The sequence below is a fragment of the Streptococcus sp. 29892 genome (assembly GCF_032594935.1).
Taxonomy (GTDB): domain Bacteria; phylum Bacillota; class Bacilli; order Lactobacillales; family Streptococcaceae; genus Streptococcus; species Streptococcus hyiners.
Genome location: NZ_CP118734.1, coordinates 1,997,398 through 2,024,122, shown reverse-complemented (window position 1 = coordinate 2,024,122; position 26,725 = coordinate 1,997,398). Strand labels below are relative to the sequence as shown.

The 26,725-nt window shown below is 40.4% G+C and carries 25 protein-coding genes and 1 pseudogene; 20 read left to right on the top strand and 6 right to left on the bottom strand.

All coding sequences use genetic code 11. From position 1 onward, the window contains the following. Positions 1-33: 33 nt before the first annotated feature. The 7 genes from PW220_RS10150 to rpsD all read left to right on the top strand — a co-directional run bounded on the left by PW220_RS10150 (position 34) and on the right by rpsD (position 6,339). Complete coding sequence (locus tag PW220_RS10150) at positions 34-1,995, top strand: GGDEF domain-containing protein (RefSeq protein WP_248055841.1); 1,962 nt, start codon at positions 34-36, stop codon at positions 1,993-1,995. A 9-nt stretch (positions 1,996-2,004) separates the two neighbouring features. Next, positions 2,005-2,457, top strand: a complete 453-nt coding sequence (gene rplI, locus PW220_RS10145; protein WP_044754897.1) for a 50S ribosomal protein L9 — start codon at positions 2,005-2,007, stop codon at positions 2,455-2,457. A 33-nt stretch (positions 2,458-2,490) separates the two neighbouring features. Next, on the top strand, positions 2,491-3,846 hold the full coding sequence (gene dnaB / locus PW220_RS10140; RefSeq protein WP_105118840.1) for a replicative DNA helicase: 1,356 nt from the start codon (positions 2,491-2,493) through the stop codon (positions 3,844-3,846). Between the two features lie 3 nt (positions 3,847-3,849). Then, positions 3,850-4,101 (top strand): Veg family protein, encoded by a 252-nt coding sequence (locus tag PW220_RS10135; RefSeq protein ID WP_105114079.1) that lies wholly within the window; start codon positions 3,850-3,852, stop codon positions 4,099-4,101. Positions 4,102-4,240: 139 nt separating this feature from the next. Continuing rightward, positions 4,241-4,936, top strand: coding sequence for a cytochrome c biogenesis CcdA family protein (locus tag PW220_RS10130; protein ID WP_248055840.1), 696 nt, complete (start codon positions 4,241-4,243; stop codon positions 4,934-4,936). An 18-nt stretch (positions 4,937-4,954) separates the two neighbouring features. Continuing rightward, positions 4,955-5,518 carry a TlpA family protein disulfide reductase gene (locus tag PW220_RS10125; protein WP_248055839.1) on the top strand — a complete coding sequence of 188 codons (564 nt, stop codon included), beginning with the start codon at positions 4,955-4,957 and terminating at the stop codon, positions 5,516-5,518. 209 nt (positions 5,519-5,727) lie between these two features. Then, the gene (gene rpsD / locus PW220_RS10120; RefSeq protein ID WP_024407736.1) at positions 5,728-6,339 is read left to right on the top strand and encodes a 30S ribosomal protein S4; all 612 of its coding nucleotides are present in this window, start codon (positions 5,728-5,730) and stop codon (positions 6,337-6,339) included. A gap of 94 nt (positions 6,340-6,433) precedes the next feature. Here rpsD and PW220_RS10115 read toward each other — a convergent pair whose 3' ends face one another. The 4 genes from PW220_RS10115 to PW220_RS10100 form a co-directional block, all read right to left on the bottom strand. After that, on the bottom strand, positions 6,434-7,600 hold the full coding sequence (locus PW220_RS10115) for a tyrosine-type recombinase/integrase (protein ID WP_248055838.1): 1,167 nt from the start codon (positions 7,598-7,600) through the stop codon (positions 6,434-6,436). Between the two features lie 148 nt (positions 7,601-7,748). Next, a complete protein-coding gene (dinD, locus tag PW220_RS10110; RefSeq protein ID WP_044686385.1) occupies positions 7,749-8,603 on the bottom strand; it encodes a DNA damage-inducible protein D in 855 nt (284 codons plus the stop codon). Between the two features lie 19 nt (positions 8,604-8,622). Next, positions 8,623-8,973, bottom strand: coding sequence for a hypothetical protein (locus PW220_RS10105; protein ID WP_248055835.1), 351 nt, complete (start codon positions 8,971-8,973; stop codon positions 8,623-8,625). A gap of 302 nt (positions 8,974-9,275) precedes the next feature. Continuing rightward, entirely contained in the window at positions 9,276-9,782 is a 507-nt protein-coding gene (locus PW220_RS10100) for a helix-turn-helix transcriptional regulator (RefSeq protein ID WP_228477041.1), read from the bottom strand. A 208-nt stretch (positions 9,783-9,990) separates the two neighbouring features. Between PW220_RS10100 and PW220_RS10095 the strand changes: the two genes are divergently transcribed. The 3 genes and pseudogenes from PW220_RS10095 to PW220_RS10085 all read left to right on the top strand — a co-directional run. After that, positions 9,991-10,191: a helix-turn-helix transcriptional regulator gene (locus PW220_RS10095; RefSeq protein ID WP_024394573.1), complete on the top strand. Its 201-nt coding sequence runs from the start codon at positions 9,991-9,993 to the stop codon at positions 10,189-10,191. A 12-nt stretch (positions 10,192-10,203) separates the two neighbouring features. Beyond that, positions 10,204-10,806 (top strand): Rha family transcriptional regulator, encoded by a 603-nt coding sequence (locus tag PW220_RS10090; RefSeq protein ID WP_248055833.1) that lies wholly within the window; start codon positions 10,204-10,206, stop codon positions 10,804-10,806. After that, a pseudogene (locus tag PW220_RS10085) lies at positions 10,778-10,957 on the top strand (XRE family transcriptional regulator); the annotation flags it as partial. The gene PW220_RS10090 and the pseudogene PW220_RS10085, both read left to right, overlap by 29 nt. Before the next feature lie 981 nt (positions 10,958-11,938). Here the strand turns inward: PW220_RS10085 and PW220_RS10080 are convergent. Further along, positions 11,939-13,246 (bottom strand): ATP-binding protein, encoded by a 1,308-nt coding sequence (locus tag PW220_RS10080; RefSeq protein WP_248055832.1) that lies wholly within the window; start codon positions 13,244-13,246, stop codon positions 11,939-11,941. Further along, on the bottom strand, positions 13,243-13,956 hold the full coding sequence (locus PW220_RS10075) for a LytR/AlgR family response regulator transcription factor (protein ID WP_024398029.1): 714 nt from the start codon (positions 13,954-13,956) through the stop codon (positions 13,243-13,245). The genes PW220_RS10080 and PW220_RS10075 overlap by 4 nt, the downstream gene beginning before the upstream one ends. 236 nt (positions 13,957-14,192) lie before the next feature. On the opposite strand from PW220_RS10075, the gene PW220_RS10070 reads away from it, so the two are divergent. From PW220_RS10070 to PW220_RS10025, 10 genes are all read left to right on the top strand, one after another. Next, positions 14,193-17,102, top strand: a complete 2,910-nt coding sequence (locus tag PW220_RS10070; RefSeq protein ID WP_316716435.1) for a glycoside hydrolase family 3 protein — start codon at positions 14,193-14,195, stop codon at positions 17,100-17,102. A gap of 9 nt (positions 17,103-17,111) precedes the next feature. After that, the gene (locus tag PW220_RS10065; protein WP_024411042.1) at positions 17,112-17,591 is read left to right on the top strand and encodes a GtrA family protein; all 480 of its coding nucleotides are present in this window, start codon (positions 17,112-17,114) and stop codon (positions 17,589-17,591) included. A 149-nt stretch (positions 17,592-17,740) separates the two neighbouring features. After that, positions 17,741-20,140 carry a glycoside hydrolase family 3 C-terminal domain-containing protein gene (locus tag PW220_RS10060; protein WP_248055876.1) on the top strand — a complete coding sequence of 800 codons (2,400 nt, stop codon included), beginning with the start codon at positions 17,741-17,743 and terminating at the stop codon, positions 20,138-20,140. A gap of 44 nt (positions 20,141-20,184) precedes the next feature. Next, the gene (locus tag PW220_RS10055) at positions 20,185-21,198 is read left to right on the top strand and encodes a glycosyltransferase family 2 protein (RefSeq protein WP_248055829.1); all 1,014 of its coding nucleotides are present in this window, start codon (positions 20,185-20,187) and stop codon (positions 21,196-21,198) included. A gap of 120 nt (positions 21,199-21,318) precedes the next feature. Then, positions 21,319-21,687, top strand: a complete 369-nt coding sequence (locus PW220_RS10050; RefSeq protein WP_105109261.1) for a BlaI/MecI/CopY family transcriptional regulator — start codon at positions 21,319-21,321, stop codon at positions 21,685-21,687. A gap of 20 nt (positions 21,688-21,707) precedes the next feature. After that, a complete protein-coding gene (locus tag PW220_RS10045; RefSeq protein WP_248055827.1) occupies positions 21,708-23,195 on the top strand; it encodes a M56 family metallopeptidase in 1,488 nt (495 codons plus the stop codon). Positions 23,196-23,449: 254 nt separating this feature from the next. Continuing rightward, entirely contained in the window at positions 23,450-24,256 is an 807-nt protein-coding gene (locus PW220_RS10040) for a PepSY domain-containing protein (protein ID WP_248055826.1), read from the top strand. A 74-nt stretch (positions 24,257-24,330) separates the two neighbouring features. Continuing rightward, complete coding sequence (locus PW220_RS10035; protein ID WP_248055824.1) at positions 24,331-25,074, top strand: polyphosphate polymerase domain-containing protein; 744 nt, start codon at positions 24,331-24,333, stop codon at positions 25,072-25,074. Next, entirely contained in the window at positions 25,055-25,741 is a 687-nt protein-coding gene (locus PW220_RS10030; protein ID WP_238139155.1) for a DUF4956 domain-containing protein, read from the top strand. Before PW220_RS10035 ends, PW220_RS10030 begins: the two co-directional genes overlap by 20 nt. 65 nt (positions 25,742-25,806) lie before the next feature. Then, positions 25,807-26,718: an aldo/keto reductase gene (locus PW220_RS10025; RefSeq protein ID WP_248055823.1), complete on the top strand. Its 912-nt coding sequence runs from the start codon at positions 25,807-25,809 to the stop codon at positions 26,716-26,718. Positions 26,719-26,725: the final 7 nt, after the last annotated feature.

Genomic DNA, 26,725 nt, shown 5'->3' with positions numbered 1-26,725 from the left:
GATTTGTGGTAAAATGGCAGGCAGAGGTTAGTGATGAAAAAATTTCGGTTTTCGACAATTCATTTTGTCATGATAGGCGTTATCTTGTTTGGAATGGTGGCATTGGTCCATCAATTTTCTCCAACAAGTGCCTATACAATTTTTGCTCTACTAGTGAGTTTAAGTGTATTGGTTGCCTTATTTATCTATCAAAAACATTCTTACGAATTTAGTGAGTTAGAACAAATTGAATATCTCAATCATCAGGCCAATTCGGGCTTGATGATGCTTCTGGATAAGATGCCGGTCGGAGTGATTAAGGTTCGGCCAGATAGCAATCAAGTGGAGTGGTTTAATCCCTTTGCAGAGCTGATTTTTGCTCAGGAAAATGGGGGATTTGACCAGAAGAAACTGCGTGAAATTATTGATGTGGGTCTGGATGAGGATCGTGTCTATGCTAATTTTTCTGGGAAAAGATACCTGGTTAACGTTGATTTCGACCACGGTTTGTTTTACTTCTTTGATGCTTCATCAGAGTATTCAGCGACAAATAGCTTAATCGGTAGTCGACCGGTTATCGGAATTATTTCTGTTGATAATTATGATGAACTCGAGGATACGGTGACGGATTCCCAGATTAGTCAGGTCAATTCATTTTTGGCTCAGTTTGTTTCTGATTTTTGCCACGATTACGGTATCTATTACCGTCGTGGTACCATGGATCGTTTCTACTTTTTCACGGATTATGCAGTCTTGGAGATGCTGATTGAAAATAAGTTCTCCGTTATTGATAAGTTCCGTGAGGAAGCTAAAAAATTGGAGTTAGGCTTAACGCTTAGTATGGGTTTGGCCTATGGTGATGGCAACCATTATCAGATTGGACAGATAGCTCTTCAAAATCTCAACATGGCCGAGGTTCGTGGAGGAGATCAGGTGGTTGTCAAGGAAAATGATGAGAGCAAGCAACCGCTTTTCTTTGGAGGTGGCTCAGCTTCGTCAGTAAAACGTACTCGTACTCGAACGCGTGCTATGATGACAGCCGTATCTGATAAGCTAAAATCGGTGGATACGGTCTTTGTTGTTGGCCACCGTAATTTGGATATGGATGCTCTAGGTTCATCAGTCGGTATGCAATATTTTGCTCAAAATATCATGAACAATGCCTACACAGTTTATAATCCTGATGAGATGGCGCCAGATATTGCACGGGCCATTAAAAAGTTGAGTGATGAAAATTGTTCGAATCTGATTACTGTTGAGGAAGCCAAGAAAATGGTCACTTTTCAGTCCTTACTCATTATGGTTGACCATTCGAAGATTGGTTTGACCTTGGACCAGGATCTCTATGAGCAATTCAGTCAGGTTGTGATTGTGGACCATCATCGTAGGGATACGGATTTTCCAAGCAATGCTGTCTTGACATATATCGAAAGCGGTGCGAGTTCAGCCAGTGAGTTGGTGACGGAGTTGGTTCAGTTCCAAAACGATAAACGTCATAAGCTCAATCGTCTGCAATCTAGTCTGTTGATGGCTGGGATTATGCTGGATACTAAGAATTTCACTTCTCGGGTAACCAGTCGGACCTTTGATGTGGCTAGTTACTTGCGCACACGTGGCAGTGACAGTCTTGAAATTCAGCAGATTTCAGCGACAGATTTTGATGCCTATCGTCAAATCAATGAGTTGATTTTGCGTGGTGAGAAGTTGGAGTCACATATCGTGATTGCCTGCGGTAATGAGGAGTTAGAGTATGACACAATCATTCCAAGTAAGGCAGCCAATACCATATTGGATATGGCGGGCATTGAGGCGGTCTTTGTAGTTACGAAAAATGCCAAAGGTTACATAGCTATTTCCGCTAGAAGTCACAGCAAGGTCAATGTCCAACGGATTATGGAAGAAATGGGGGGCGGAGGTCACTTTAATCTGGCTGCAGCCCAGGTCTATGACCAAACCCTTGAACAAGTTAAGGAAAACCTCATCAGTAAAATTTATGAGGAAATAAAAGAAAGTTAGGTGAAGCAAATGAAAGTTATCTTTTTGGCAGATGTAAAAGGTCAGGGAAAAAAAGGCGAAATCAAGGAAGTTCCAACAGGTTATGCCCAAAACTTCTTGATTAAGAAAAATTTGGCTAAAGAAGCTACAACCCAAGCAATCAGCGCCCTACGTGGTCAAGAAAAGTCGAAAGCTAAGGCTCATGCAGAAATGGTTGCAGAAGCAGAGGCTATCAAGGCGAAGTTGGCAGAAGAGGCTACTTTGGTGAAATTTGTCGAAAAAGTTGGTCCAGATGGTCGTACATTTGGTTCGATTACTAGCAAGAAGATTGCTGAAGAGTTGGAAAAACAATTTGGTATTAAGATTGACAAACGTCATATCCAATTGGACCACCCAATTCGTGCCCTTGGTTTGATTGATGTTCCTGTCAAAATCTATCAAGATGTGACAGGTGTCATCAATTTGAGCATTAAGGAAGCTTAGAAGAATTAACATCATCAGTGAGGAGGTGAAATCTTGGCAGACTTAGATGAATTGCGGGTGCAACCGCAGGATATTTTGGCTGAACAGTCGGTCTTGGGAGCTATTTTCCTGGATGAAGGCAAGTTGGTCTTTGTTCGTGAATATATCGAGGCAGAGGATTTTTTCAAGCATGCCCATAAGCTGATTTTCAAGGCCATGATTGCCCTTTCTGATAAGAATGAGGCTATTGATGCGACCACCATGCGCAACTATTTGGTCAACCATGGTGATTTGGAGAATATCGGTGGTCTGGCATACTTGGCTGAAATTATCAGTTCTGTACCGACGGCAGCCAATGCGGAATTCTATGCCAAGATTGTCGCGGAAAAATCCAATCTTCGTAAACTGATTGCCCGTTTAACAGATGCTGTCAATCAGGCATACGAGGGTGCGGATGGTTCAGATGACATTATTGCCAATGCTGAAAAAGCCTTGATTGATGTCAGTGAGGGAGCCAGTCGAAGTGGTTTCAAGCGGATTGATGATGTCTTAAATATCAACTTTGATAACCTTGAGACACGTGCCAAGCAGACCTCGGACATTACAGGGATTGCGACTGGCTATCCTGCTCTGGATGCTATGACAACGGGCCTGCATGAGGAAGAGTTGATTATTCTTGCGGCTCGTCCTGCGGTTGGTAAGACGGCTTTTGCCCTCAATATTGCGCAAAATATTGGTACAAAACTGGGTTTGACCGTTGCTATCTTCTCTTTGGAGATGGGTGCAGAAAGCTTGGTTGACCGTATGCTCGCTTCAGAGGGGGTCATTAACTCGCGTTCTATTCGTACAGGTCATTTGACACAGGAAGAGTGGAACAAGTACATGGTGGCTCAGGCTAATTTGGCTCGGGCAAGCATCTACATTGATGACACACCTGGTATCAAGATTACGGAAATTCGTTCGCGGTCACGCAAGTTGGCTCAGGAGACTGGAAATCTGGGCTTGATTTTGATTGACTATCTCCAGTTGATTACTGGAACTGGTCGTGAAAACCGGCAACAAGAGGTTTCGGAGATTTCCCGTCAGTTGAAGATTTTAGCCAAGGAATTGAAAGTTCCAGTTATCGCCCTTAGTCAGTTGTCGCGTGGTGTGGAGCAACGTCAGGACAAGCGTCCTGTCTTGTCTGACATTCGTGAATCTGGGTCTATCGAGCAGGATGCGGATATCGTTGCCTTCTTGTATCGTGATGATTACTATGAGCGTGGTGAGCAGGAAGAGGGTGCTATTCCTAACAATACGGTTGAAGTCATCATCGAGAAAAACCGTTCCGGTGCGCGTGGTACCGTGGAATTGATGTTCCAAAAAGAATACAATAAATTTGCAAGTATTTCCAAGAGAGAGGATGGATAGAGAATGAGTGATGCATTTACAGATGTTGCTAAGATGAAGCAAATCAAACAAGATATTAAAGACCACGAGGGACAAATTGTCGAGTTGACCCTTGAAAATGGTCGGAAGCGTGAGAAGAATAAGCAAGGTCGGATTACAGAAGTTTATCAGTCTTTGTTTATCGTTGAATTTGAAGATCCAAACAATACTTTTGTAGAATCTTATACCTACTCGGATGTATTGACGGAGAAAATCTTAATTCATTATTTGGATTAGGAATGGGAGCCTGTGTTTGCAGGCTTTTTTGTATGCTTTAACCAAACTATATATTGACTAAGATAAAGCAGTGTGTTACAATATTAGTACATAAAAGCGTTTTCAATAACATTCGTGTGCGAGATAGAAAGGAGTTTGTATGGACTTGCAATGGTTTACATTTTTGGCGCTGTTTGCTGAGGGGCTTTTGTCTTTTCTTTCTCCCTGTGTTCTGCCAATTCTCCCTATCTATATTGGTTTGTTGGCAGGTGGAGCTGAAGGGAAAGAGGGGGAGAGAAATGTCCTGGTTAATACGCTGAGTTTTGTGGTGGGGATTGCTGTGACCTTCTTCTTATTAGGCTTTGCCTCTAGTTTGCTGAGTAGGGTCTTACAAGCCAATGCTCAAGTCTTGCAAATCATCAGTGGTCTGCTGATTATTCTCATGGGGATTTTGCAGTTGGGCTGGTTCAATATTCCCATGTTGGAGCGTGAATTTTCTGCGAAAAACAAGGTCTATCAGGCGGGGAAACAGGTCACTCCATTTTTAGCTTTTTTGATGGGCTTTACCTTTAGTTTTTCTTGGACACCATGTATCGGTCCGATTCTGGCTTCGGTATTTATTTATGCTAGCAGTCAGGTGGGCTGGTTGAGCGGTATCTTGCTGTTGGTTTATTGTCTTGGTTTTATTCTTCCCTTTATTTTGGTTGCCTTTTTTTCTCAGAAAATGTTGGCTTTCTTCAAGAATAATCGGCACTATTTGGCTTGGACCAAGCGTATTTCAGGTTATTTATTGCTCTTGATTGGCTTGAGTATTTTAACAGGTTTCTTCCAGCATCTTGTTCGTTTTTTCCAGTAGGATAGAAAGGATTTGTTTATGAAAAAGTTGGTATCAATTGTCGTTTGCTTACTTGTTTCTTGCTTTGTTTTGACTGCCTGTTCCCTTTTACCATTGGTCAGTCCGTCTTCTACTGAGTCGACTTTACAGGCAAATCAACCGGTCACGCTAGATTTTTCCTTAAAGGATAAGGATGGGAAGGATGTCAATCTAGCAGATTATAAAGGGAAAAAGATTTACATCAATGTTTGGGCGACCTGGTGTGGTCCTTGTCAGAGGGAAATTCCTGAATTGGAGGAAGTTTACCAAGAGTACAAGGATAAGGAAGATTATGTTTTCTTGTCTATCACGTCACCTAAGGATGCTGAGTTTGCGAATACCAATCCATCCGATGTGAGCAAGGCTGAAATTTTGGAGAAGGCCAGTGAGTTAGGAGCGACCTATCCAGTCTTATTTGATACCAAAGACCAGGCTATGACACATTTTGGTATTGCTGCTTTTCCGACCCATATCCTTATCAATAGTGATGGAACCCTCAAGATTTCTTTTGCAGGACAAGTTCAAAAAGATAAGTTGGTCGAATTATTGGAAGAAATGCAATAAGAACGATGAAAAAGGCTTTACAGAGCCTTTTTTTTGTGCTATACTAACCTTTGTGCGAAATAACAGCAGGGCAAAATGAAGCTCGTCAACAGAAGGTCAGCAAGAAGAGTAATCGTTGCTGTTTCGATGAAGGCCTCCTGCACGAATCAGGTTTGCTTAAAACGTTATTTCCTACAATAATTATTTTTTATTTTAGGAGGACATAACACATGTCACGTTATACAGGACCATCTTGGAAACAAGCTCGTCGTCTTGGCTTGTCATTGACAGGTACAGGTAAAGAATTGGCACGTCGTAACTACGTACCAGGTCAACACGGACCAAACAACCGTTCTAAATTGTCAGAATACGGTTTGCAATTGGCTGAGAAACAAAAATTGCGTTTCTCTTACGGTTTGGGTGAAAAACAATTCCGTAACTTGTTCGTACAAGCTACTAAAATCAAACAAGGTACTCTTGGTTTCAACTTCATGCTTCTTTTGGAGCGTCGTTTGGACAACGTTGTTTACCGTCTTGGTTTGGCAACTACTCGTCGTCAAGCACGTCAATTCGTAAACCACGGTCACATCCTTGTTGATGGCAAACGTGTTGATATCCCATCATTCCGCGTTGAAGTTGGTCAAGTTATCTCAGTTCGTGAGAAGTCAATCAAAGTTCCAGCTATCCTTGAAGCTGTTGAAGCAACTCTTGGCCGTCCAGCTTTCGTATCATTCGATGCTGAAAAGCTTGAAGGCTCATTGACTCGCTTGCCAGAACGCGATGAAATCAACCCAGAAATCAACGAAGCTCTTGTCGTAGAATTCTACAACAAAATGCTCTAAGATAAGACTTTATATAGTAAGAAGCCTACAAGAGTGGGCTTTTTGCTTTGTCTTAAAATGTTGATTTCTGGATTTGCTCCCCTTTTTGCTCCCCCTAGAGTGCTTTTAGTGCTGTTTCGTAAAACGAGACGGCTTTTTTTGCGTTCTCTTTTGAGAGATGGCTATAAATATCCATTGTCATGGATAGAGTGGAATGACCTAGACGGTGTTGCAATTCCTTGTAAGGTATTCCAGAGTTAAGCAGTAAACTAGCGTGGGTATGGCGAAAACCGTGAAAGCCAATGTTAGATACTCCAGCACGTTTGAAGTGAGTCCTTAGCCGTGTAGCTAGAGTTTTATTTTTGGGGTAGTCATGGATAAAGTCCGAAAATACAACCGTTTCAGTCTGCCCTAACTTCCAGGCTTCCTGAATTTGTCTAAGCTGGTAGGCTTTTAATATGGCAATGGTTGCCTGGTCTATATCTATATCACGATAGCTTGCTTTTGATTTTGGGCTATTGATTTGCCCTAGATGGTTAAGTGTCTTGGTAATGCTAATAGTTGCATTCTCCAGATCAATATCAGACCAGCTAAGCGCTAGGACTTCATTGATACGGCAACCAGTAGCCAGCAAGAACTTGTATAGGGTGGCTTCATACAGATTTCTGTACTTGGTTAGGTCAAGCCCTCCCAGATAGTCGAGAAACTTTTTTAGGTCTTGATTTTCAAAATGCTTGACCTTTTTTCTCTTAGCTTTTTGAGTGTTACGAGGTAGGACGACATCACGCGCAGGGTTGGAAGATATTGCTTGCATGGTCACACCATACTGTAAAATACGCTTATTAAGCGCGTGGATCTTATCATAGTGCAGATAAGCCCCAGGCTCCCCCTTGTTGGTCTTGTCAGCCAGTTTATTAACTATGCTTTGAATGATTGGAGTAGTCAGCTTATCGAGCTTATAGACCCCAAAGAGTGGCAATACATGGTTATCTAGCAACTTCTTAACGTTGTCTTGCGTGTTGGGTTTGACAGTATGCTTATAGCTTTCCCACCATAGGCTAGATAGTTCCTGATAACTTGCTATTGACGTAGCTTGAAACCTGGTAAAGCCGTCCTGCTGGAAGGTTATTTTTTCTTGCTTGGCTTTCTGCTTAACCTCCTTTTGTGTCCGACCCGTTACTTTGGTCTTTACCTTCTTACCTGTTACCTGGTCAACTCCCAGATATACACTAGCACGGTACACAGTAGCACCGTTTTTCTTTTTAACTTCAGTTATTTTCATGATATATCCTTTCCATCAGCAGGCAAGCTATAAAGGTTTTATCATGTGTAGAGTTACGAGAATAGCCCTATTTTCGTTTGTTTTGGTTGGGTAGGGTAAATATGCCAATCAAGAGTAGAATGCGAATATGGGCTTTATATGGTGGTTATCACATATCATCAAAAAGTGAAAGTTGATTTTCATCCGGTTGTTTATCTAGTTGTTTATGCTTCCTTTTTAAATCTTGGATACTTTCTTGAGGTGTAGGGAGATTTTCTGGCATAGTTGTACCTAGTTCCTGCATAGTTTTTCTGATTGTTCTACCTACGTTAAAGTGTGTATCGTTAGCTAGATTTTCGTCGTGTATCTGCCGATTTCTTAACACTTCATCAGTTTGAGTAGCGCGGAATAAGTTTGCAGCCAATTCAGCGCTACCCATATAATCAAGAATACTTTGTCCTTTTTCTAGTTCTTTTCTATCATGAATATCTTGCATAGACATTCCACCATAGAGACCTTTATATCCAAAATTCTGAAACTTTCCGTAGTTAGTGACACCCGACATTTTAGCAGCTTCAGCTAATGATTTATTGTGTTCCTTCATCTCTTGGCGAATTGCTAAACGTTTGTGCTCTTCATCGAGTTTGTTGAAATTATCAGCTAGCTCTTGCTGACGGGTTTTAATAGCAAAATATGATTGGCCCAAAGCAATGACTTCTTTTCTAGGATCACCATTTTGGACAATCAAATAGCAGGCATAACGAGAGAGTTTTATATCTGCTATTTCACGCGCTCCAAAATTAAGCTGTACAGTTTTGTTGACGTCAACAAAATTGGCAACCACGCGCTTTCCAGAGTTTTCACAAGCTAATTTAGCTTTGTCAATAACTTGGTTAAAGTTACGCCATTCAGTGTATTCTAAAACGGTTTGTAGTTCACGAGCGTACCAAAACTCTACACCGTTTTCATCTATGCGTTTGATATTTTCAAAAGTTAATTCATCATAATGTTGTAAATCGTTCATATTTTTTCCTTTACAATTTTTAGGATCTTAACGAATCCTTTTTTTTCGTTCTTAATTTAGCTTTTTCTTTCTTCCATTCCCAGCTACCGCGATATTGCAGATATTCATCAAAACCTTTGACAGTTACAAGAGATCCGCCATTTCTAAGAAACTTAGCATAGCTAGGGAAATCTCTCATCTCTCTTCTAATAGCCCCAACAGAACTTTTTGACATGCAAAACTTTTGAGATAAAAAAGCGTCATTAGCAACGTCAATCGTAAAGGTAGAATTAAATGATCCATTTTTTATGGCTTTTGTGACTATATCAGAAACGGTATCTTTCACAATGAATCGAAGTTCATTTTTAAATTCTTTACTAAAAATATCCATGAGTATTACTCCTATAAAAGTGACAAGGTTTATACAAGGTCAGCGGACTTGCTGAAGCACGAGGAAAGCACGCGCAGAATGCTAACAAATGCTAACATACAGCAGATATAGAAGCTATGGTTTGCTAAGGTTGCAAAAATATCTAACTTGTTAAAACTTGACTTTTTTCATCTACCAACAAAAACCTACATTTTCAGCAACCGACAAAATCCGACTTTTTTCATCTAGTGACTAACCGTGACTTTTTTTCACTCCACACAGTCCACTAGAAAGCCCCTGGGCGCGTGGAATAGCTTGGTGGGTTAACTATCGGAAAAAATGGAGTTGTAGCCATCTTTTTTCATTTGTTCTAGCACGCTGTCAAGGTCAGCGACAGGCTCAAATAGTCCATCTGCTTGTATTGATTGACCAAAATATTTATAGTCTGCTCCTGTATGTAAGTCAGCAATCATGGAAGAAAATGCTTGAATTTGTTCGTCAGTTAGTAAAAGTGAATTTTCTAATACGAAGTTATCGAACGCATCTTTTACCTTTTCTTTTTCCTGTTTGTATGAGTGAGTAAATATTCTGCTAGTTCGAGGATTTGTGAGAACAAGTTCGTCGTCATATTTTTTAGGATTTGTTTCATATCCCAACAAATACCCAACACTCACACCAAAATGGTCAGCGAGTGCCTGGGCTTTGTCTGGTTTGATTTGTCTTTCACCGTTCTCCCAACGGAGAATAGTTATTTTTGATACACCAATTTCACTAGCTAATTCTTCCTGAGTTAGCTTTTTTTCTTTGCGTAATTCTTTCAACCTATTCATACATTTCACGACCTTTCAAGGTTGATTATAACCAAAAATGCAAAAAGTATCAAGAAATGATACAAAATTTTTAAAAAAACGCTTGACAAGTATCCAAAATGGATATATAATCGTTTTCAAAGTTATCCGAAACGGATACTTCACCCCCTCCACGACCTTTCACACTTTCAATCTATGGAGGGGGATTTTTCAAAGAAAGGAGAATGACATGAGTAAACTCAAAGGCTATCGGGTCATGTTAGGACTAACCCAGCAAGCTATGGCGGTCAAGCTAGATATTTCTTTACAGTCATACAACAATAAAGAAACAGGCAAAACGCCATTCAATGACAAGGAAAAGAAAGCAATCAAGACCATTGTCGCAGAGGTTAAGCCAGATATAACCATTGATGAACTATTTTACAGTTAGAAAGGAGCAATCATGGAACTAGTTTACATGGACGGACGGAAAGAGCCGTATACATTGAGCAGTATTATTTCAGATAATGCTGAAATAACCCATCACGCAGTGAAAGAACAAATTAGAAAGCACTTAGCGGAGCTTGAAAAATTCGGAAAGGTTGCATTTAAAATGACACCTTTAGAAAGTGGACAAAGTAAACGCGACTACATTCTAAACGAACAACAAGCGACTTTACTCATTACATTCTTGAGAAACACCGCGCCAGTTATTGCTTTCAAGTCAGCACTAGTCCGAGCATTCTTTGAAATGCGTGACGAGGTGGCAGAGTTTCGCTATCAGAGGGCTTTAGAAAAGCCAAAACGTAAAACCTTACATGATAGCATAGAGAACTGGGAGCAAGCCCCTAAACACGCGCACAGCACGGTTACAAATCTATTGCTTAAAGGTGCTAGCGGATTGAATAAACGCCAACTAGTGGCCCAGCGTGGGGGCCTGACAGGCATTGATAGCCTAACTAGTAAGGAGCTAGTGAGATACCAAGCTTTGGAAGATATGGCCATAGCTATGATTAACCTAGGCATGAGCTATCAAGATAGGGCTAATCACAGCCCAGCAGGTTAAAGATGAACTAGGCATAAAGGATAAGACCTTGAAACGTTGGGAAGATAATGGGCTAAGACGTTACCAGCCCCCACTAGAAGACACTAGGAAAATCTTCTATAGAGTGAGTGATATTTTGATTTTTTTGGGGGTTGAGAATGGCAAGGTATAGCGTACACCCCGCACAAGGTGGCGGGAAGTATCATGATGAAAAATTTTACAAAGACCGCAGGCCAACCCTGGACCAGCTAAAGGAACAGCAAAGGTTTAAAAAGCTGAAGAAGAAACGTAGAAAGGGGCGATAATGTGGCAATTTACGAGGCTAGAGGCTTTCAAAGTAACCTTGGTATTATTGAGTTTTTAGAGGGTTGTAAGTCTCCCAAATGGTAACACAATCCTAACAAAATGGGGTTAATCCTAACAAAAAGCGTTACGTTTTGGCTAGTTTCAAAGAGCGTATAATGCGAACAGCAAACGATTTTGTAAAATCATAGGATTAGTAACACAATACTAGTGGATACAGTAAAACACAGTAGGATATAGTAAAGGTTGTGATTAGTCCCCTCATTTTTAGAACGGGGGTAGGTTTGGCCAAGGGGCTACAACGCCGAACTTTTTCGAGTACAATTTTCCCTTTTTAAAAGTTTTGATAATGTAAAGGTTTTGGGAAGGTTATGCGAGTCTGAAAATACATGATCACGCGCTATCTTGGAAAAACGGCCAATATTGGAAGATAGAAACGAAGGTAAGCAAGATAACTTAACAAAAGTATCAAATTGTGAAGATAACAGAATATAAGCGCGTGCTTTTTGATACAATAGTATCAGCAAGATACCAGGGAACTAAAAAAGCACCTTGGGGCGGTGCTAGTTTCTTGCCTGCTGAACTCATAACTTAGGGCTACTGAAAGGCCCTTTTTTGCTCCCCTTTTGGCGAACTTTTGGGGGATATTTAACACTGTCTAATTATAAGTTATTTAGTTAGAAAGCCCATCAAATCAGGGGTTAGGGAGTGTAAAGAACGTGTAAAGCTAAGTAATCTTAACTGTACAACAAAATGCTCTAATTTTAAGAAATATCTTACAGAAAGCCTACAACAGTGGGCTTTTTGCTTTGTCTTACATTAAGAAAATCCCGTATTTAAACGGGATTTTTTATGCTCGTAAAGGGAGAATGATTTTTAGTTGAACCCAATTATCTTCCTTGCTAAGTGTGAGACTGCCACCGTATTTATTGGCAACATACTCCATACTCTTAAGACCGAATCCGTGGTAGTCCTTATTTGTTTTTGATGTTTCTGGGAGCTGTCCTGTGGATAAGTCAAGTGAAGAAGTATCGTAGTTGTCTAATCGGATGATGAGAAATTGCTGATGGCTGGCAACCTTTAAAGTAATCAAGCGTTGTTCAGGGCTATTTATTTTTTCAACAGCCTCGATGGCATTGTCAATGGCATTTCCAAACAGAGCTGAAATATCCATTACATCCATAAAATGGAGAGGTTCTCCCTGAACAATACAGGTAAAGTTGATTCCATTTTGCAAACAATAGTAATTTTTCTGGCTGAGAATGGTATCTAGAACGGGATTTCCTGTTTCAATCTTGGCATCAAGTGTCTGGATTACCTCGCTCATTTCTTCTAGGTATTGCTCCTTTTTGGTTTTATCCGATTCTTGCTGAATGATGGCCAGTTGATGCTTTAAATCATGGACCTTACGGTCAAGAATCTCACTATTTTCACGATAGGCTTGGTATTGCTTGTATTGAAGTTGAAAGATATTATTGATAGAAGTCAATTCCTGCCGTAAATAGCGATCGTATTGTTGAGATTCTTGGGTGAATAGGAGTAGAAGACCAGAGAGATTGACGGTTGTCCGGAGGATGAAAATGCTGGTCGAGTCTTGAAATTGGCGCGTGCCTGAGAGGATGAAACCAATATTACTAAGAACAAAGATAGATAAGGTTGTAAAGACGGCTACAGTAACATCTCGCTGCTCAATGAATTTATCTAATTCTTCTAAGCGTACTTTTTGATTTTGAAGATAGATGAGCCAATAGGAAAGTAGAGAAGTTATCAACAGAGACAACCCCTGTGTCCACAAGTTATCCACAGGTTGTTGATAAATCGTCAAACAATAGAGATGCCAAGTAATGGAGGCTACTAGTTCGGCAATGATAAAGGCTTTTGCTGTCAAATAGAGAGTAGTCCTCTTGTGGATAACTCCAAGCAATCGAATGGAAACAAACATCCAAGCGATATTGATGCCCATTCCCACAGTCCAAAAGAGCAAGGGGAGTTTGCCAGCCGCTAGTTGGAGTAAGATTTGTATGAGGAAAATCAGTAGGATGCGTACCTGTTTGCGTGACCATTTTTCAGACAAAACAAGTGAGGAACAGACCAGTAGGCAGGCCAAGCTTTCTGTTAGTGCAGTATAGAAACGTGGAATATCAGGGAAATTGATCATAGCAGGCTATCTCCGATGAAGTTGGTTAGAGCTATCATAAATTCCTTTTTCCTTGGCCGGCTAATCGGCAAGGCTGTATTTGTGACGTAAACAAGGCTACCTTCCACTTTTTGAACGTGGGACAAATTGATGATATAGGCCGAGTGGGCTCGTACAAACACTTTACTGTCTAACATGGCTTCGAGATTCTTGAGACTATTATGGGTAATCGTTAGGCCACCGTCAACTGTGTAGATGTGAACCTGATGTCCTTGACTTTCTAGGTAAACAATATCTTCTTGATAGAGTTTTATAGTGGACTGCTTGCTTTTTATATACAAACTTTGTTTCTCTTGGCTATCGGGTAATTTTCTAAGAACTTTTTTAAAATGTTCCTCAAAGACAAAGGAGCTCAGTGGCTTGAGCAGAAAATCAATAGCTTCAACTGAATACCCTTGAATCGCGACATGGGAATGATTGGTCACAAAAACGATGAGAACATCTTTATCCACAGACCGAATTTTTTGAGCGGTGGTCATCCCGTCCATAATTTCCATCTCAACATCTAGGTAAATCAGGTCAAATTGTTTTTGATAGTCACTAGTGATATGGAGACCGTCATTAAAACAGCTGATTTCCACTGCAATCCCAGCTTTTTGGCAGTAGGTTTTGATGTAGTTGGACAATCTCTCTTGCTCGATTTTTTGATCTTCTACAATCGCGATTTTCATAAAGCACCCCTTTTATTTTCTATCAGTATATCAAAATTAAAATGAAATTGTTAGTTATATTTTATAAAATCAAATGATAAAATAGCAAGAGTAGGATTATTTTTGTCAATTTACAAATTATGAAGGTTAAATGACAGATTATGAAGAAAGAGTTTTCATTGAGTATGTTAATTGATATAGTGGACTCAAGAAAAAGAAAAGGCTTACATGAAAGCCGTAGCGTTTAGGAGGAAGTAATGGAAGGATTGAAAAAAATCTTATTGGGATTTCTAAAAGGTATTGGAAGAACGATTTCATATCTTCTCGCAATTGTTATTATCGGCGTACTAGTTGCTGCCAATTTGGTGACACCGCGTTATCAGGCACTTATTTCGAATTTTTTAGGACATACTTCAAGTCAGATAGAGGATACTGCTAAAAATTCAGAATCGACAGATTATTTTACTTCTGATTTTAGTTCAGAAGAAGAGTGGAAGAAAGCGGGTCAAGACTTAGCACAAGAAGTAGAGGAAGAGGGAATTGTTCTTTTACGTAATCAATCTAAGGCTCTTCCTTTAGCTCAGAATCTTAAAGTGACCCTCTTAGGTCAAAATTCAGTAGATTTTGTGTATGGTGGTGGAGGGTCTGGCTCAGTAAGTTCTGAAGGATTACCGACTTTGAAAGATAGCATGATGGCTGCTGGCTATGAGGTAAATGAAACTGTTTGGGATTTTTATGCTACTGGGCAAGGAAAAGATTATCGTAAAACAGCTCCAGATGTTTTTGGAAAAGGTGAATTTGCTGTAAATGAGGTTCCCGTGAATGTTTATACGGATGAGGTAATTGACTCCTTCAAAAATTATGACGATGTTGCAGTTGTTGTAATCGGTCGTACAGGTGGTGAAAGTGCAGATATTCCAACTACCAATCTATCAACTGGTAGTCACTATCTTGAGCTAGATTCTAATGAAAAAGCTCTTTTAGAAATGGCAAATGAGCATTTTGAAAAAGTTGTTGTTATTTTAAATACAACAAATACAATGGAATTAGACTTTCTTGAAACCTACGAAATCGATGCAGCAATTTGGGTTGGTGCAGTGGGTCAAACTGGGATAAATGCTATTGGAAAAGTATTGAACGGTGATGTCAATCCATCTGGGCATTTAACTGATACTTATGCTTATGATGTTTTCTCTGCACCAGCGGTAGCTAATCTCGGTGACTATAGTATTACAAATTCTAAAGTTGACAAAGCGAATAAATATCTAGTATATAGTGAGGGGATCTATGTTGGCTACCGTTATTATGAAACACGCTATGAGGATGTTGTTCTAGGGCGTGAAAATTCAGGTAATTATAATTATACTTCAACGGTACAATATCCATTTGGATACGGTTTATCATATACAGATTTTGAATATAGTAACTACATTCAACATGAAACTGCGGATGCATTTGAAATTAGTGTTACTGTAAAAAATACTGGATCTGTCTCTGGTAAGGAAGTTGTTCAATTGTATAAACAATCACCATACACTGAATACGACCAGAAAAATGGTATTGAAAAATCGGCTGTTGAATTAGTGGGATTTGCAAAAACAGCAGAACTTGATGCAGGTCAGTCAGAAACTGTGACAATTACTGTTCCCAAGGAAGAATTGAAAACTTACGACAGTAAGGGGGTAGGTACTTATATCGTTGATGCGGGGACTTACTACTTTACAGTAGCTAAAGATTCTCATGAGGCTGTAAACAATATACTTACAGCTAAAGGAAAGTCAACAGCTAACGGTATGGATGAGAACGGGAATGCTGATATGGTTTCTCGTCATGAAGTAGCTGATTTGGATACAAAGACATATTCTGTTTCATTAGTCACGGGTGAAAATATTGTTAACCAATTTACTGATGCGGATATTAAAACTTACGATGATGCGGCTATTTATCTTTCACGAAGTAACTGGGAAGGTACTTGGCCAAAAGTGTATTCAGAAGGAGAGATGGAAGCGACTAAGGAATTGTTAGCACTCTTGGCAATCAAAAATTTGGAAAACGAGAATGCAGAAATGCCAATTACAGGAACTGAGGATGAAAAAATTGGACATTTAGATGCTATTGATATGAGAGGTCTGGATTTTGATGATCCTCTCTGGGATACTCTCTTAAATCAATTAACGGTTGAGGATATGGATGAGCTCGTGCGTAATGGCGGCTATGCAACAATAGCAATTGAGCAAATCAACCTTCCTGCAACAATATTTAAAGATGGGCCTGCAGGATTCTCAAGTACATTGGTTGGTGGAAAATCAGCAACAGCTTACCCTGTCCAAGTTGTTATGGGGGCAACTTGGAATACAGAGTTGATGGAGCGTGTAGGTGTTGCTATTGGTAATGATAGTATCCATATTGGAGTAACTGGTTGGTATGCACCAGGCGTGAACTTGCACAGACTTCCATTTGGCGGTCGAAACTTTGAATACTTCTCGGAAGATAGTTTCCTTTCTGCAAAATTGAATGCAAGTGAAATTAAGGGAGTTCAATCAAAAGGTGTTATTGTAACCATGAAACACTATGCTTTGAACGATACAGAGACCAACCGTATTGGTGGAGCTATGTTCGCAAATGAACAGTCTATTCGCGAGCTTTACCTTCGTCCGTTTGAACAAGGTGTTCGTGACGCAGATGCCAGTGGTGTTATGACGGCTATGAATCGTATTGGTGGAGAATGGGCTGGTGCACACTATGGTTTGATGACTGGAACACTCCGCAACGAATGGGGCTTCAATGGTGTTGCCACAACAGACCAGGCATCTTTTGCAACTTTTGCTTATGCAGATTACCGCGAGGGACTTGCAGCTGGAACAAATTTATGGTTGAATACAGATTCAACTCTTTGGAAGTTGGAAGATGATGAATACAATGCTACTGTAGTAAATCAATTAAGAAATGCAACCCGTTCTATCTTATACCGTATTGTTAATAGTAATGCAATGAACGGTCTCGGAAAAGGTGATACAGTTTCTCGTGTTCGTCCACAGTGGATGTACTGGCTGTATATCGCTACTGTAATCTTGGGGCTAATAGCAATTCTCTTATTCATTATCCCAACTCGCGGTATCATCAAGTCGATGAAACGTATGCGTGCTAATCGCTTGAAAAATAAGTAAGGAGACCGTATGAAAGAATGGATTGCCAAACACCCAGACTTGTGGGAATTTATCAAGTTTAATGTGTTATCAAACATAGCGACCATTACAAATTTCTGTGTTCTTTGGTTGTCAACAAATTTCCTCTTTACAGCCTTGTCAAGTCAGCCATTTCACTGGTTCATCTTCCATTATTCCGTAGAAAATGGCGGTTTGAACGGCTTTCTCTCCTTCCTCTTGGCCTATGTAGCAGCGCAAGTTGTCAATTACATTGTACAAAGGAAGTTGGTCTTTGGAGCAGAAAATGATATTTCCAAAACCCTCCATTGGTATATCATAACTGTTCTAGTTGCAGGAATTTTGTCCATTGTGCTACCACCCTACACTACTCAGCTTTTTACATCATGGGGCTTGAGTTTGGGTTGGGCACAGACAGCAGCCAACTGGGTCAATATCTTTGTCCAAGTGGCTGTCAACTATCCGATGATGAAGTTTGTAATCATGAAATAAGAAGTGATGAACACAATCTCCCTAGTATTTTCTGGGGAGATTTTTTATAGCAGATTATGCCTAAAATCGTACAGATTATGAAGAAAGCGTTTTAATTGCTTGTGTAGTCTGATATGATAGTGGTAAAGAAATAGAATGAGGAAAAGATGATGAAGCATCAGAAGATTATTAATCGTTTAACATTGGAAGAAAAAGCAGCTCTCATGTCAGGAAAATCTGTTTGGGAAACAAAGGATTATCCTGAAAAAGGAATTCCATCTATCTTTTTGTCTGATGGACCACATGGAATTCGCAAGCAAGAAGGTGAAGGTGATCACTTAGGGCTGAATGCCTCTGTCCCTGCAACTTGTTTCCCAACAGCTGCTACCTTGGCAAATTCTTGGGATGTAGATCTAGTTGAACGTGTCGGACAAGGTCTCGGCGCGGAAGCAAACAGCTTGGGTGTCAATGTCATTTTGGGTCCGGGGCTTAATATCAAGCGCAGTCCCTTATGTGGTCGAAACTTTGAGTATTATTCAGAAGATCCATATCAAGCGGGAAAACTGGCGGCCGCAATGATTCGGGGAATGCAGTCGCAAGGTGTTGCGGCAACGCCTAAGCATTTTGCTGTAAACAGTCAGGAATTGCGACGTATGGCTTCAGACTCCATTGTAGACGAGCGCACACTGAGAGAGCTCTATCTGACAGGATTTGAGATTGCTGTGCGTGAAGGAAATCCAAAGGCAATCATGTCTGCCTATAACAAAATAAACGGTGTCTATGCTAATGAAGACAAGCGCCTCTTGCGTGACATTCTTCGTGACGAATGGGGCTTTACTGGCTTTGTCGTATCGGATTGGGGTGGCTCCAATGACCATGTCCTCGGTGTTGAAAATGGTAGTCATTTGGAAATGCCAGGTACTAAGAAGGTCGGTCAAAAGGAAATCATTGACGCTATTCAGTCTGGTCGTCTATCCGAGCAGGTATTGAATGAGCGCGTGGATGAGCTGATTGATGTAGTTTTAGAGTTGGCTAATGCTGAAAAACAAGCTGTAGATTATTCTGAACAACATGAATTGGCCCGTCAGGCTGCCACTGAGAGCATTGTGCTATTAAAAAATAAGGATCAGATCTTGCCCTTATCTAGTGAGACAAAAATAGCTCTCATCGGAGAATTTGCCCAAAATCCTCGCTATCAGGGAGCAGGTTCTTCTTTAATCAATACAAGACAATTAGATAAAACAGTGGATTGCATCGCAGATTATCCATTAAATGTCCTTGGTTACGAACAAGGCTATCAACGTGTAGATAAAGAAGATAGGGTGTTAGTTGACAGGGCTATCAATCTTGCAAACCAAGCGGAACTTGTTCTTTACTATATGGGGCTAGATGAAATGAGTGAAAGTGAGGGCTTGGATCGTCATCATATACGTCTCCCTAAAAACCAGTTATCCTTACTGAATGCCTTGGTAGGGACAGGTAAAAAAATCGTTGTTGTCCTATCAGCTGGTTCAGTTGTGGATATGAGTTGGGATGTGGATGTAGATGCGGTTTTTCACGGCTATCTATCAGGAGAAGCTGGTGCCAGAGCCATGTTAGATACCTTGACAGGACGTGTCAACCCATCAGGAAAACTAAGTGAAACATATCCTGTTAATCTTGCAGATGTTCCATCTTCGGATGACTATCCAGCGGGAGGCGATTTTGCCCTCTATAAGGAAGCTCTCTATGTAGGCTACCGTTACTTTACAAGCCTTGACAAGGCTGTCAAGTATCCCTTTGGTTATGGATTGTCCTACACAGACTTTTCTTACAGTCAATTAGAAGTGTCTGAATCAGGGGTTTCTGTCACAATCACTAATACAGGAATGGTAGATGGGGCTGAAATTATCCAATTGTACATAGGCAAAGAAGATAGTCAGATTTACCGCCCTGCAAAGGAGTTAAAAGGCTTTAAAAAAGTATTTATAAAAGCAGGCGAGTCCAAACAGATTTTTATTCCTTTTGAGGACTATACGTTCCGTTATTTTAATAAAGAGACAGGCAAATTTGAAGTAGAGGCTGGAAATTATCTCTTGTATGTAGGTGCAAGTAGTCAGGATATTCGCTTAGTTGGCGAGATTACCCGAGAAGGCACTGTAGACCAATTTCCTGCTTCAGAACATCTTCTGACTTATCTGACAGCCCAAGTGCAGGCTGTTTCAGAGCAGGATTTTGCACAATTGCTTGGACGTCCAGTTCCAGAAGAAACCTGGAAAATTGGTCAAGAACTGAGCCTGAACGATCCAGTTTTGAAACTCCAATTTGCGAAGAGTGGCTTGGCACGTGGTGTGCATAAACTATTGGCTGGCTTACTGAAAAAAGCAGAGCAGAAAGGGACTCCTGACTTGAACCTGCTGTTCCTTTATAATATGCCATTTAGGGCAATGGCAAAGATGACAGGTGACCTGCTCGATTTACCGATGGTGGAAGGGATTCTAACAATTGTCAATGGCCATTTTTTCAAGGGCTTAGGCCAACTATGGAGAGCCTATCAAGCAAAAAGAAAATATCAAAAGCAACTTTCCTAAAAATGTGATAGAATAGTAACAAATTGTGTCAAATGGAGAGAAAGATGACCTTACTAAGCATTGCCATACCGAGTTATAATTCGGAGGCCTACCTTCATTACTGTGTTCATTCCCTTGTAATGGGTGGGGACAAGGTTGAAATTCTGATTATTAACGATGGTTCAACAGACCGAACTCAGGAAATCGCAGAGGAGCTTGCCAATCAATTTTCAAATGTACGGACTATTTATCAAGAAAATAAAGGCCATGGCGGAGCTGTCAATACAGGGATTCGTGAGGCTGAAGGTAAGTATTTTAAGGTAGTTGATTCAGATGACTGGGTGGATACCAGAGCCTATCTGAAGATTTTGGAAAGTCTACAGGCCTTAGAAGAAGCAAGTACACCTGTTGATGCCTTCATTTCCAATTTTGTTTACGAAAAAGAAGGACAATCTCGGAAGAAAACCATGTCCTATCAGGATGTTCTGCCAGAAAATCGAATTTTCGGTTGGGAGGATGTGGGTGCCTTTTCTAAGGGGCAATACATGATGATGCATTCTCTCATTTACAGGACAGATTTGCTAAGGGAGGTTGGTCTAGCTCTGCCAGAGCATACCTTTTATGTGGATAATATTTTCGTATTTACCCCCTTACAGGCAGTGAAAACCATGTACTATCTTCCTGTAGATTTTTATCGGTATTTTATTGGACGAAATGACCAGTCTGTCAATGAATCTGTTATGATTAAGAGGATTGACCAACAGTTAAAAGTTAATCGAATTTTAGTAGATAATTTGGATTTAAATGCCATTGACAATACTGATTTGCGAAGTTACCTGCTCAATCATGTAGAAATTACCACTATCATCTCCTGTGCCCTTCTTAATCGAGCTGGTACTGCTGAGCATATGATGAAAAAGCAGGAATTATGGCACTATATTCGTGATAATAATCCTGCACTCTTTAAGATTGTCCGCAAAGGATTACTCGGGCAGTTGACCAATCTTTATGGTTACCCAGGGCGAAAAATTTCCAATGCCGTCTATAAAATCGCTAAAAGAATTTATGGTTTTAACTAAAACTCAGTTTCGGCTGAGTTTTTCTCTTGTTCAGAATACTTTGTTAATAGTAAGTGAGGATAGTTGACATTTTAAAACGACAAGTGTAGAATAATAGAGAAAGAAGAGAGGATTTCAAGTATGAATGATTTAAAACGTCTACCCGATACAGAATTTACAGTCTTAAGAACCATTTGGCACTTGCCAAACCCAGTGACCTCAGCTCAAATTATTAGTAACTTGGGAGAAGAAAATCACTGGAAGCCCCAAACCTTATTGACCATTCTTGCCCGTTTAACTGAAAAAGGTTTTTTGAAGAGTGAGCGAAGTGGCCGAGAGCGTCACTATACAGCCATTGTGTCTGAAGAAGAATATATGGCGGTTGAAACATCAAATTTTTTAGATCGTTACCAAGGGAACTCGCTTGGTGGTCTGGTCAAAACCCTCTTCTCCTCCAATGCTTTGTCAGCCGATGAACTGGATGAGTTAAGGAGCTTGTTGAATAAATAATATATAGTTGGAGATTTGAAATGTCATCACTCATCTTGCGTTTTTTCCTAATGAGTTTATATACATCGGCATTGATTTTGGTAGTCAGTGGCTTGTTTATCTTATTAAAAAATAGGGTTTCCGCTAGGGTTCGTTATCTGACCTGGTTGGCCTTGTTGGCTAGTCTGCTTTTTCCTTTTAGACCTCGTTTTGGTTCGGGTTTGGTCACTATTGAGCACAGTCCTAAGGCAGTGTCGACTGCTATTGAAACGACAGGTACTGTAGCTAGCTCAGCAACCACTAGTCAACCCAACTTGGTGGATATTTTCCTTGGCTTACCTTGGCTACAGATTTTCTTGGTCATTTGGTTAATAGGTTTTACGACGGTGCTGGGGCGTTCAATCTTTGCCTATATGAAATTCAGCAACCTTTTGAAGAGATGGGGAGCACCTATTTCTGACTTAAGGATTTTAGAGAATTTTCATATTATCAAAGAAGAGTTTGGTATCAAGAAGGACATTCGTCTGTTCTACTATCCACAGGTTTCCAGTCCCATGATTTTTGGACTGCGTCATCCCATTGTGCTTTTGCCGGCGACAGACTATACAGATGAGGAACTGGATCTTATTTTTGAACATGAGTTGACCCACTATAAACATAGGGATATATATGCCAATTTATTGGTTCTGCTTGTGAAGGCTGCCCACTGGTTTAACCCGATTGTGGCCTTTGCCTGCAAGGAAGTACAGGAAGCTGCAGAGAGTTACTGTGATCACAGCGTTCTCAGTCAACGTGATCAAGCCTACCGTTCTTTTTATGGTGAAACCATTATCACCATGATCCATAAGAGTCAGCAGCCAGTCCTGCTTTCTAGCTGTTTCTATTCAAATAAGTTTAATCTCAAGCGTCGTATTATTGCGATTATGGATAATCGGCTTCCTATACGCTCACTTGGTCTGTTGGTCACAACCTTTATGACCGTGGCCTTGGTCTTTTCAGGTTCTATTTTTGTTGTAGCAATGACAGAAAATCAAGTGGATCAAGTCATTCAAGAGGAAGGTTTGTCCGATAAGCAAGCCTTAGAAGCGGCTCTAAAAGACCAAAACTTCAAGCAGTCAGATGTCAAAGATGTGAAAGTGACGGAAGAATCTACCTACTTCCTTGTTGCATTTTCTAAAGGAGAAACTGGCTACAATATCCAAGTTGATAAGTTGACGAAACAAGTAAGGAAAGTTGAAAAAGAAACCTTGAAACTTGTGTCTTCCTCTTCTTCTCAACCAGCTAGCTCTCAAACTACTACTACGAGTTCAGCGACTGTTGTGACAACGACAAGTGCAACTAGTACAGTAGATACTTCAACTGGTTCTGCGACGACTACATATCAAGCTCCTGTGTCCAATGTAGTAGAAACTCCAGCTAGCTCCACTACCTCCTTAACTCCACCGACAACCTATATTCCTCCTGTTGATACAAGTGATGATGTAGATGTCAGCGATGATACAGATGATGTAGATGATTCCGATGACTAATATAGAGCACCTCTTTATAGGAGGTGTTTTCTTATTTGCTCATCTAGTATCATTATGAGGTAAAATGCTAGCGCTCATTAGTAGATAAGAGTCTTTAAAAATATTTTACTTTTTTGAGATTTTAGGCTTGACATTTAAAAACGACAAGTGTAGAATGTAATTATACTACAACTGTAGAAGATTGAGTGGGAGACCACTCTATTCTAAAATATCAAATACTACAAATGTAGAAGAAAACAATAATGGAGTTTATTATGAAACAGTTAAAAACATTGACATTTACAGCACTAGTAGCCGCTACACTTGGTTTACAGCAAACAGTATCGGCCAATCAAATCAAAACAATGGATGCAGCAAAATCAATCGTATTAAAAGATCTTGGTTTGAATGCTAGTCAAGTACGATTTAAGGATCTAGATTTTGAAAAAGGGATCTATGAAATTGATCTAGTTGCCAACAATGTGGAGTACGACTACGATGTCCAAGCTAGCACAGGAAAGATTATTAAGAAAAAGTCAAAGAACTTAGCCCCTACAAAGACTACTGTTAAACCAGCTCAACCAACTCAAGCGAAGAAAACAACTGTTGCCGTAACGATTTCAATGGAGCAGGCAAAAACAATTGCCCTGAAGGATGCAGGTTTGACAGCTAATAAGGTTCGCTTCAAAGAAGTAGATCTTGAGAAGAGCGTTTATGAAGTGGATTTTGTGGCAAATAATCTTGAATATGAATATGATATCAATGGCTTAACAGGCAAGATTATCAAGAAAAAGACAAAAGCAGTCGCTGTAAAACCAGTAACTTCGCAGAAAAAACCAGTTGTAGTCACACAGCCTAAGAAAGTGGCAGTAGTGCCAACACTTTCAGTAGAACAAGTGAAGACTATTGTCTTGAAAGATTTAGGCTTGGCAGCAGCTAAAGTTCGCTTTAAAGAGGTTGACCTTGAGAAAGGCATCTATGAGGTTGAAGCCCTTGCCAACAACTCTGAATTTGACTACAAGATTAACGGTACAACAGGTCAAATTATTAAGAAAAAAGTAGAAGCAAAGAAAAGCTGGTAATAGATAGGGAGAGTGGGAAGTGAGCCACTCTTCTCTTAACCCTTAGAACGACAAGTGTAGAAAAAGAGAGTAAGATGAAAGAAACAGTACAGACCAAATTTAAACGAATCGAAACAAAATATATCCTTGATCGCCATCAACTAGCAGCGGTTATGGCAGAGCTTCAGGCTCATGTAGTCAAAGATGATTACCCAACTTCAACTATTACCAATATATATTTTGATACAAATGAATATCGAATGATTCAAGATTCCGCGGAGCGTCTGTGGAAGCGTGAGAAAATCCGTATGCGGACCTACGATGCTCATCCACATGCAGATAGCCAGGTCTTTTTAGAAATCAAGAAAAAAGAAAATGGCGTTGGCTTGAAGGATCGCTTGACCTCAAAGCCAGCATCGGTCTTGAAATTTATGAGCCATAACCTAGTTGATGAAACCATCAACAATCCAGTGCTTTTGGAAACAATGGCAGAGCTTCGAGAGCGTTACGGCAAGATTGAGCCCATGATGTACATTTACTATGATCGTTTTTCAATGAAAGGGATTGAGGATAAGAAGGTTCGCATCACTATTGACCAAAATATCCTTTATCGTCATTACGATGTGGATTTGTTTGCAGGAAAGTATGGCTATCCTTTATTAGAAGATGATCAAGTAATTATGGAAATTAAGGTGCCTGAAACCTACCCAGAATGGCTTCAAGCCATTATTGATCAGTATGGTCTGAAGCGCGTGTCATTTTCTAAATATGGGACAGCCCACCGTAAGTTAGTAGAAAGTCAAGAAGAGGAAATAATTTTTGAAAGAGCAATTGTTTAAAAGTATCTTTGAAACCAATACAGGCCCCGCAGAACCGTCTATGCTAGCAACCAGTTTAGTCGTTAGCCTGATTCTGGGGCTGATTATTGCAGTAGTTTATAAATACAAGACCCTATATTCCAAGGAATTTGTGATTACTTTGACCGTTCTTCCGGTTCTTATGACCATGATTATATTTATGGTCAATGGCAACTTGGGAACCAGTGTGGCCATTGCGGGAACCTTCGGGATGATTCGGTTTCGCTCTGCGGCAGGTGGGGCTAAGGAACTCTTGATGGTCTTTATCGCAACGGGTATTGGTCTGGCTTGCGGTATGGGCTTTATCATCCTAGCAACCATTTTTACGCTCTTTGTTTGTCTAGTCTTGCTATTCTTGGAAAATTCTTCCTTTGCGACAGTTAGTCAAACCAGACGGAACATCACCATTCGAGTACCAAGGGAGTTGGATTACGAACTACTATTTGAAGCTACTTTTATCAATGCCTGTAAGTATGTAGAATTGGTTAGCATTAAGAACATTAAAAAAAGCAATAGCTTGGAGCTTGTCTATAATGTTGATTTAGATTCGAATTTATCGGATAAACAGGTGATTGATACCTTGCTCAGTATCAATGATTCGATTGAGATCAGCATTAGCAAGCTGGCACAGAAAAAGAAAACCTTGTAGGAGGGTGAGAGATTGGCGACAATCTCTTTTTTTGTATATAATGAAGTCAGAAGAGGAGGCAACTTATGCAAAAATTAGGACAAACAGGATTAGAAGTTTCACGAATTGGTCTAGGTTGTATGCGAATGGCAAGTTTGAGCGAGAAGGAAACAGCCCAGGTCTTGAAAACAGTCCTTGAACAAGGAATTAACTTTTTCGATCATGCGGATATTTATGGTCAGGGAGAATCTGAAATTCGTTTTGCCCAGGGTGCAAAATTGGCAGGACTGAAGCGAGAGGATATTTTCCTCCAATCAAAATGCGGTATTCGTAAGGGGTATTTTGATTTTTCTAAAGACTACATCTTGGAGACAGTGGATGGTATTCTCAAGCGCCTGGATACAGAATATCTTGATGTTTTGGCCCTCCACCGTCCAGATGCCCTCATGGAAGCAGAGGAAGTGGCAGAAGCCTTTTATCTCTTGAAGCAGGCTGGTAAGGTGCGACATTCCGGTGTCAGCAACCAGAACATCTACCAAATGGAGTTACTCCAGTCCTATCTGGACCAGCCCCTAGCGGTAAATCAGCTCCAACTTTCGCCAGCTCATACTCCTTTGATTGATGCAGGGCTCCATGTCAACATGAAAGACGATGCTGCGACCATGCGGGACGGAGGTTTGATTGATTATTGCCAGCTCAAAAAAATCACCATTCAGGCCTGGTCCCCATTCTTGATTGATTTGCAACGAGGTATTTTCGCCAACCATCCTGACTATGCTCTTTTAAATCAGACCATTGGGGAAATAGCAGAGCGCTACCATGTTTCACATGAAACCATTGTCGTAGCTTGGATTTTGCGCCATCCAGCGAAAATTCAAACCATTGTAGGTTCTATGAATTCAGATCGCCTGACCAAGATTGCTCAAGCTAGCCAGATTACCTTGACTAGACAAGAATGGTACGAGATTTACAGAAGTGCAGGAAACATTCTGCCTTAGGAGGAAT

Coding starts and splice junctions, on each gene's coding strand:
- PW220_RS10150 (WP_248055841.1), top strand. CDS start 34: ATGAAAAAATTTCGGTTTTCGACAATTCATTTTGTCATGATAGGCGTT.
- rplI (WP_044754897.1), top strand. CDS start 2,005: ATGAAAGTTATCTTTTTGGCAGATGTAAAAGGTCAGGGAAAAAAAGGC.
- PW220_RS10135 (WP_105114079.1), top strand. CDS start 3,850: ATGAGTGATGCATTTACAGATGTTGCTAAGATGAAGCAAATCAAACAA.
- PW220_RS10130 (WP_248055840.1), top strand. CDS start 4,241: ATGGACTTGCAATGGTTTACATTTTTGGCGCTGTTTGCTGAGGGGCTT.
- PW220_RS10125 (WP_248055839.1), top strand. CDS start 4,955: ATGAAAAAGTTGGTATCAATTGTCGTTTGCTTACTTGTTTCTTGCTTT.
- rpsD (WP_024407736.1), top strand. CDS start 5,728: ATGTCACGTTATACAGGACCATCTTGGAAACAAGCTCGTCGTCTTGGC.
- PW220_RS10115 (WP_248055838.1), bottom strand. CDS start 7,600: ATGAAAATAACTGAAGTTAAAAAGAAAAACGGTGCTACTGTGTACCGT.
- dinD (WP_044686385.1), bottom strand. CDS start 8,603: ATGAACGATTTACAACATTATGATGAATTAACTTTTGAAAATATCAAA.
- PW220_RS10105 (WP_248055835.1), bottom strand. CDS start 8,973: ATGGATATTTTTAGTAAAGAATTTAAAAATGAACTTCGATTCATTGTG.
- PW220_RS10100 (WP_228477041.1), bottom strand. CDS start 9,782: ATGAATAGGTTGAAAGAATTACGCAAAGAAAAAAAGCTAACTCAGGAA.
- PW220_RS10095 (WP_024394573.1), top strand. CDS start 9,991: ATGAGTAAACTCAAAGGCTATCGGGTCATGTTAGGACTAACCCAGCAA.
- PW220_RS10090 (WP_248055833.1), top strand. CDS start 10,204: ATGGAACTAGTTTACATGGACGGACGGAAAGAGCCGTATACATTGAGC.
- PW220_RS10080 (WP_248055832.1), bottom strand. CDS start 13,246: ATGATCAATTTCCCTGATATTCCACGTTTCTATACTGCACTAACAGAA.
- PW220_RS10075 (WP_024398029.1), bottom strand. CDS start 13,956: ATGAAAATCGCGATTGTAGAAGATCAAAAAATCGAGCAAGAGAGATTG.
- PW220_RS10070 (WP_316716435.1), top strand. CDS start 14,193: ATGGAAGGATTGAAAAAAATCTTATTGGGATTTCTAAAAGGTATTGGA.
- PW220_RS10065 (WP_024411042.1), top strand. CDS start 17,112: ATGAAAGAATGGATTGCCAAACACCCAGACTTGTGGGAATTTATCAAG.
- PW220_RS10060 (WP_248055876.1), top strand. CDS start 17,741: ATGAAGCATCAGAAGATTATTAATCGTTTAACATTGGAAGAAAAAGCA.
- PW220_RS10055 (WP_248055829.1), top strand. CDS start 20,185: ATGACCTTACTAAGCATTGCCATACCGAGTTATAATTCGGAGGCCTAC.
- PW220_RS10050 (WP_105109261.1), top strand. CDS start 21,319: ATGAATGATTTAAAACGTCTACCCGATACAGAATTTACAGTCTTAAGA.
- PW220_RS10045 (WP_248055827.1), top strand. CDS start 21,708: ATGTCATCACTCATCTTGCGTTTTTTCCTAATGAGTTTATATACATCG.
- PW220_RS10040 (WP_248055826.1), top strand. CDS start 23,450: ATGAAACAGTTAAAAACATTGACATTTACAGCACTAGTAGCCGCTACA.
- PW220_RS10035 (WP_248055824.1), top strand. CDS start 24,331: ATGAAAGAAACAGTACAGACCAAATTTAAACGAATCGAAACAAAATAT.
- PW220_RS10025 (WP_248055823.1), top strand. CDS start 25,807: ATGCAAAAATTAGGACAAACAGGATTAGAAGTTTCACGAATTGGTCTA.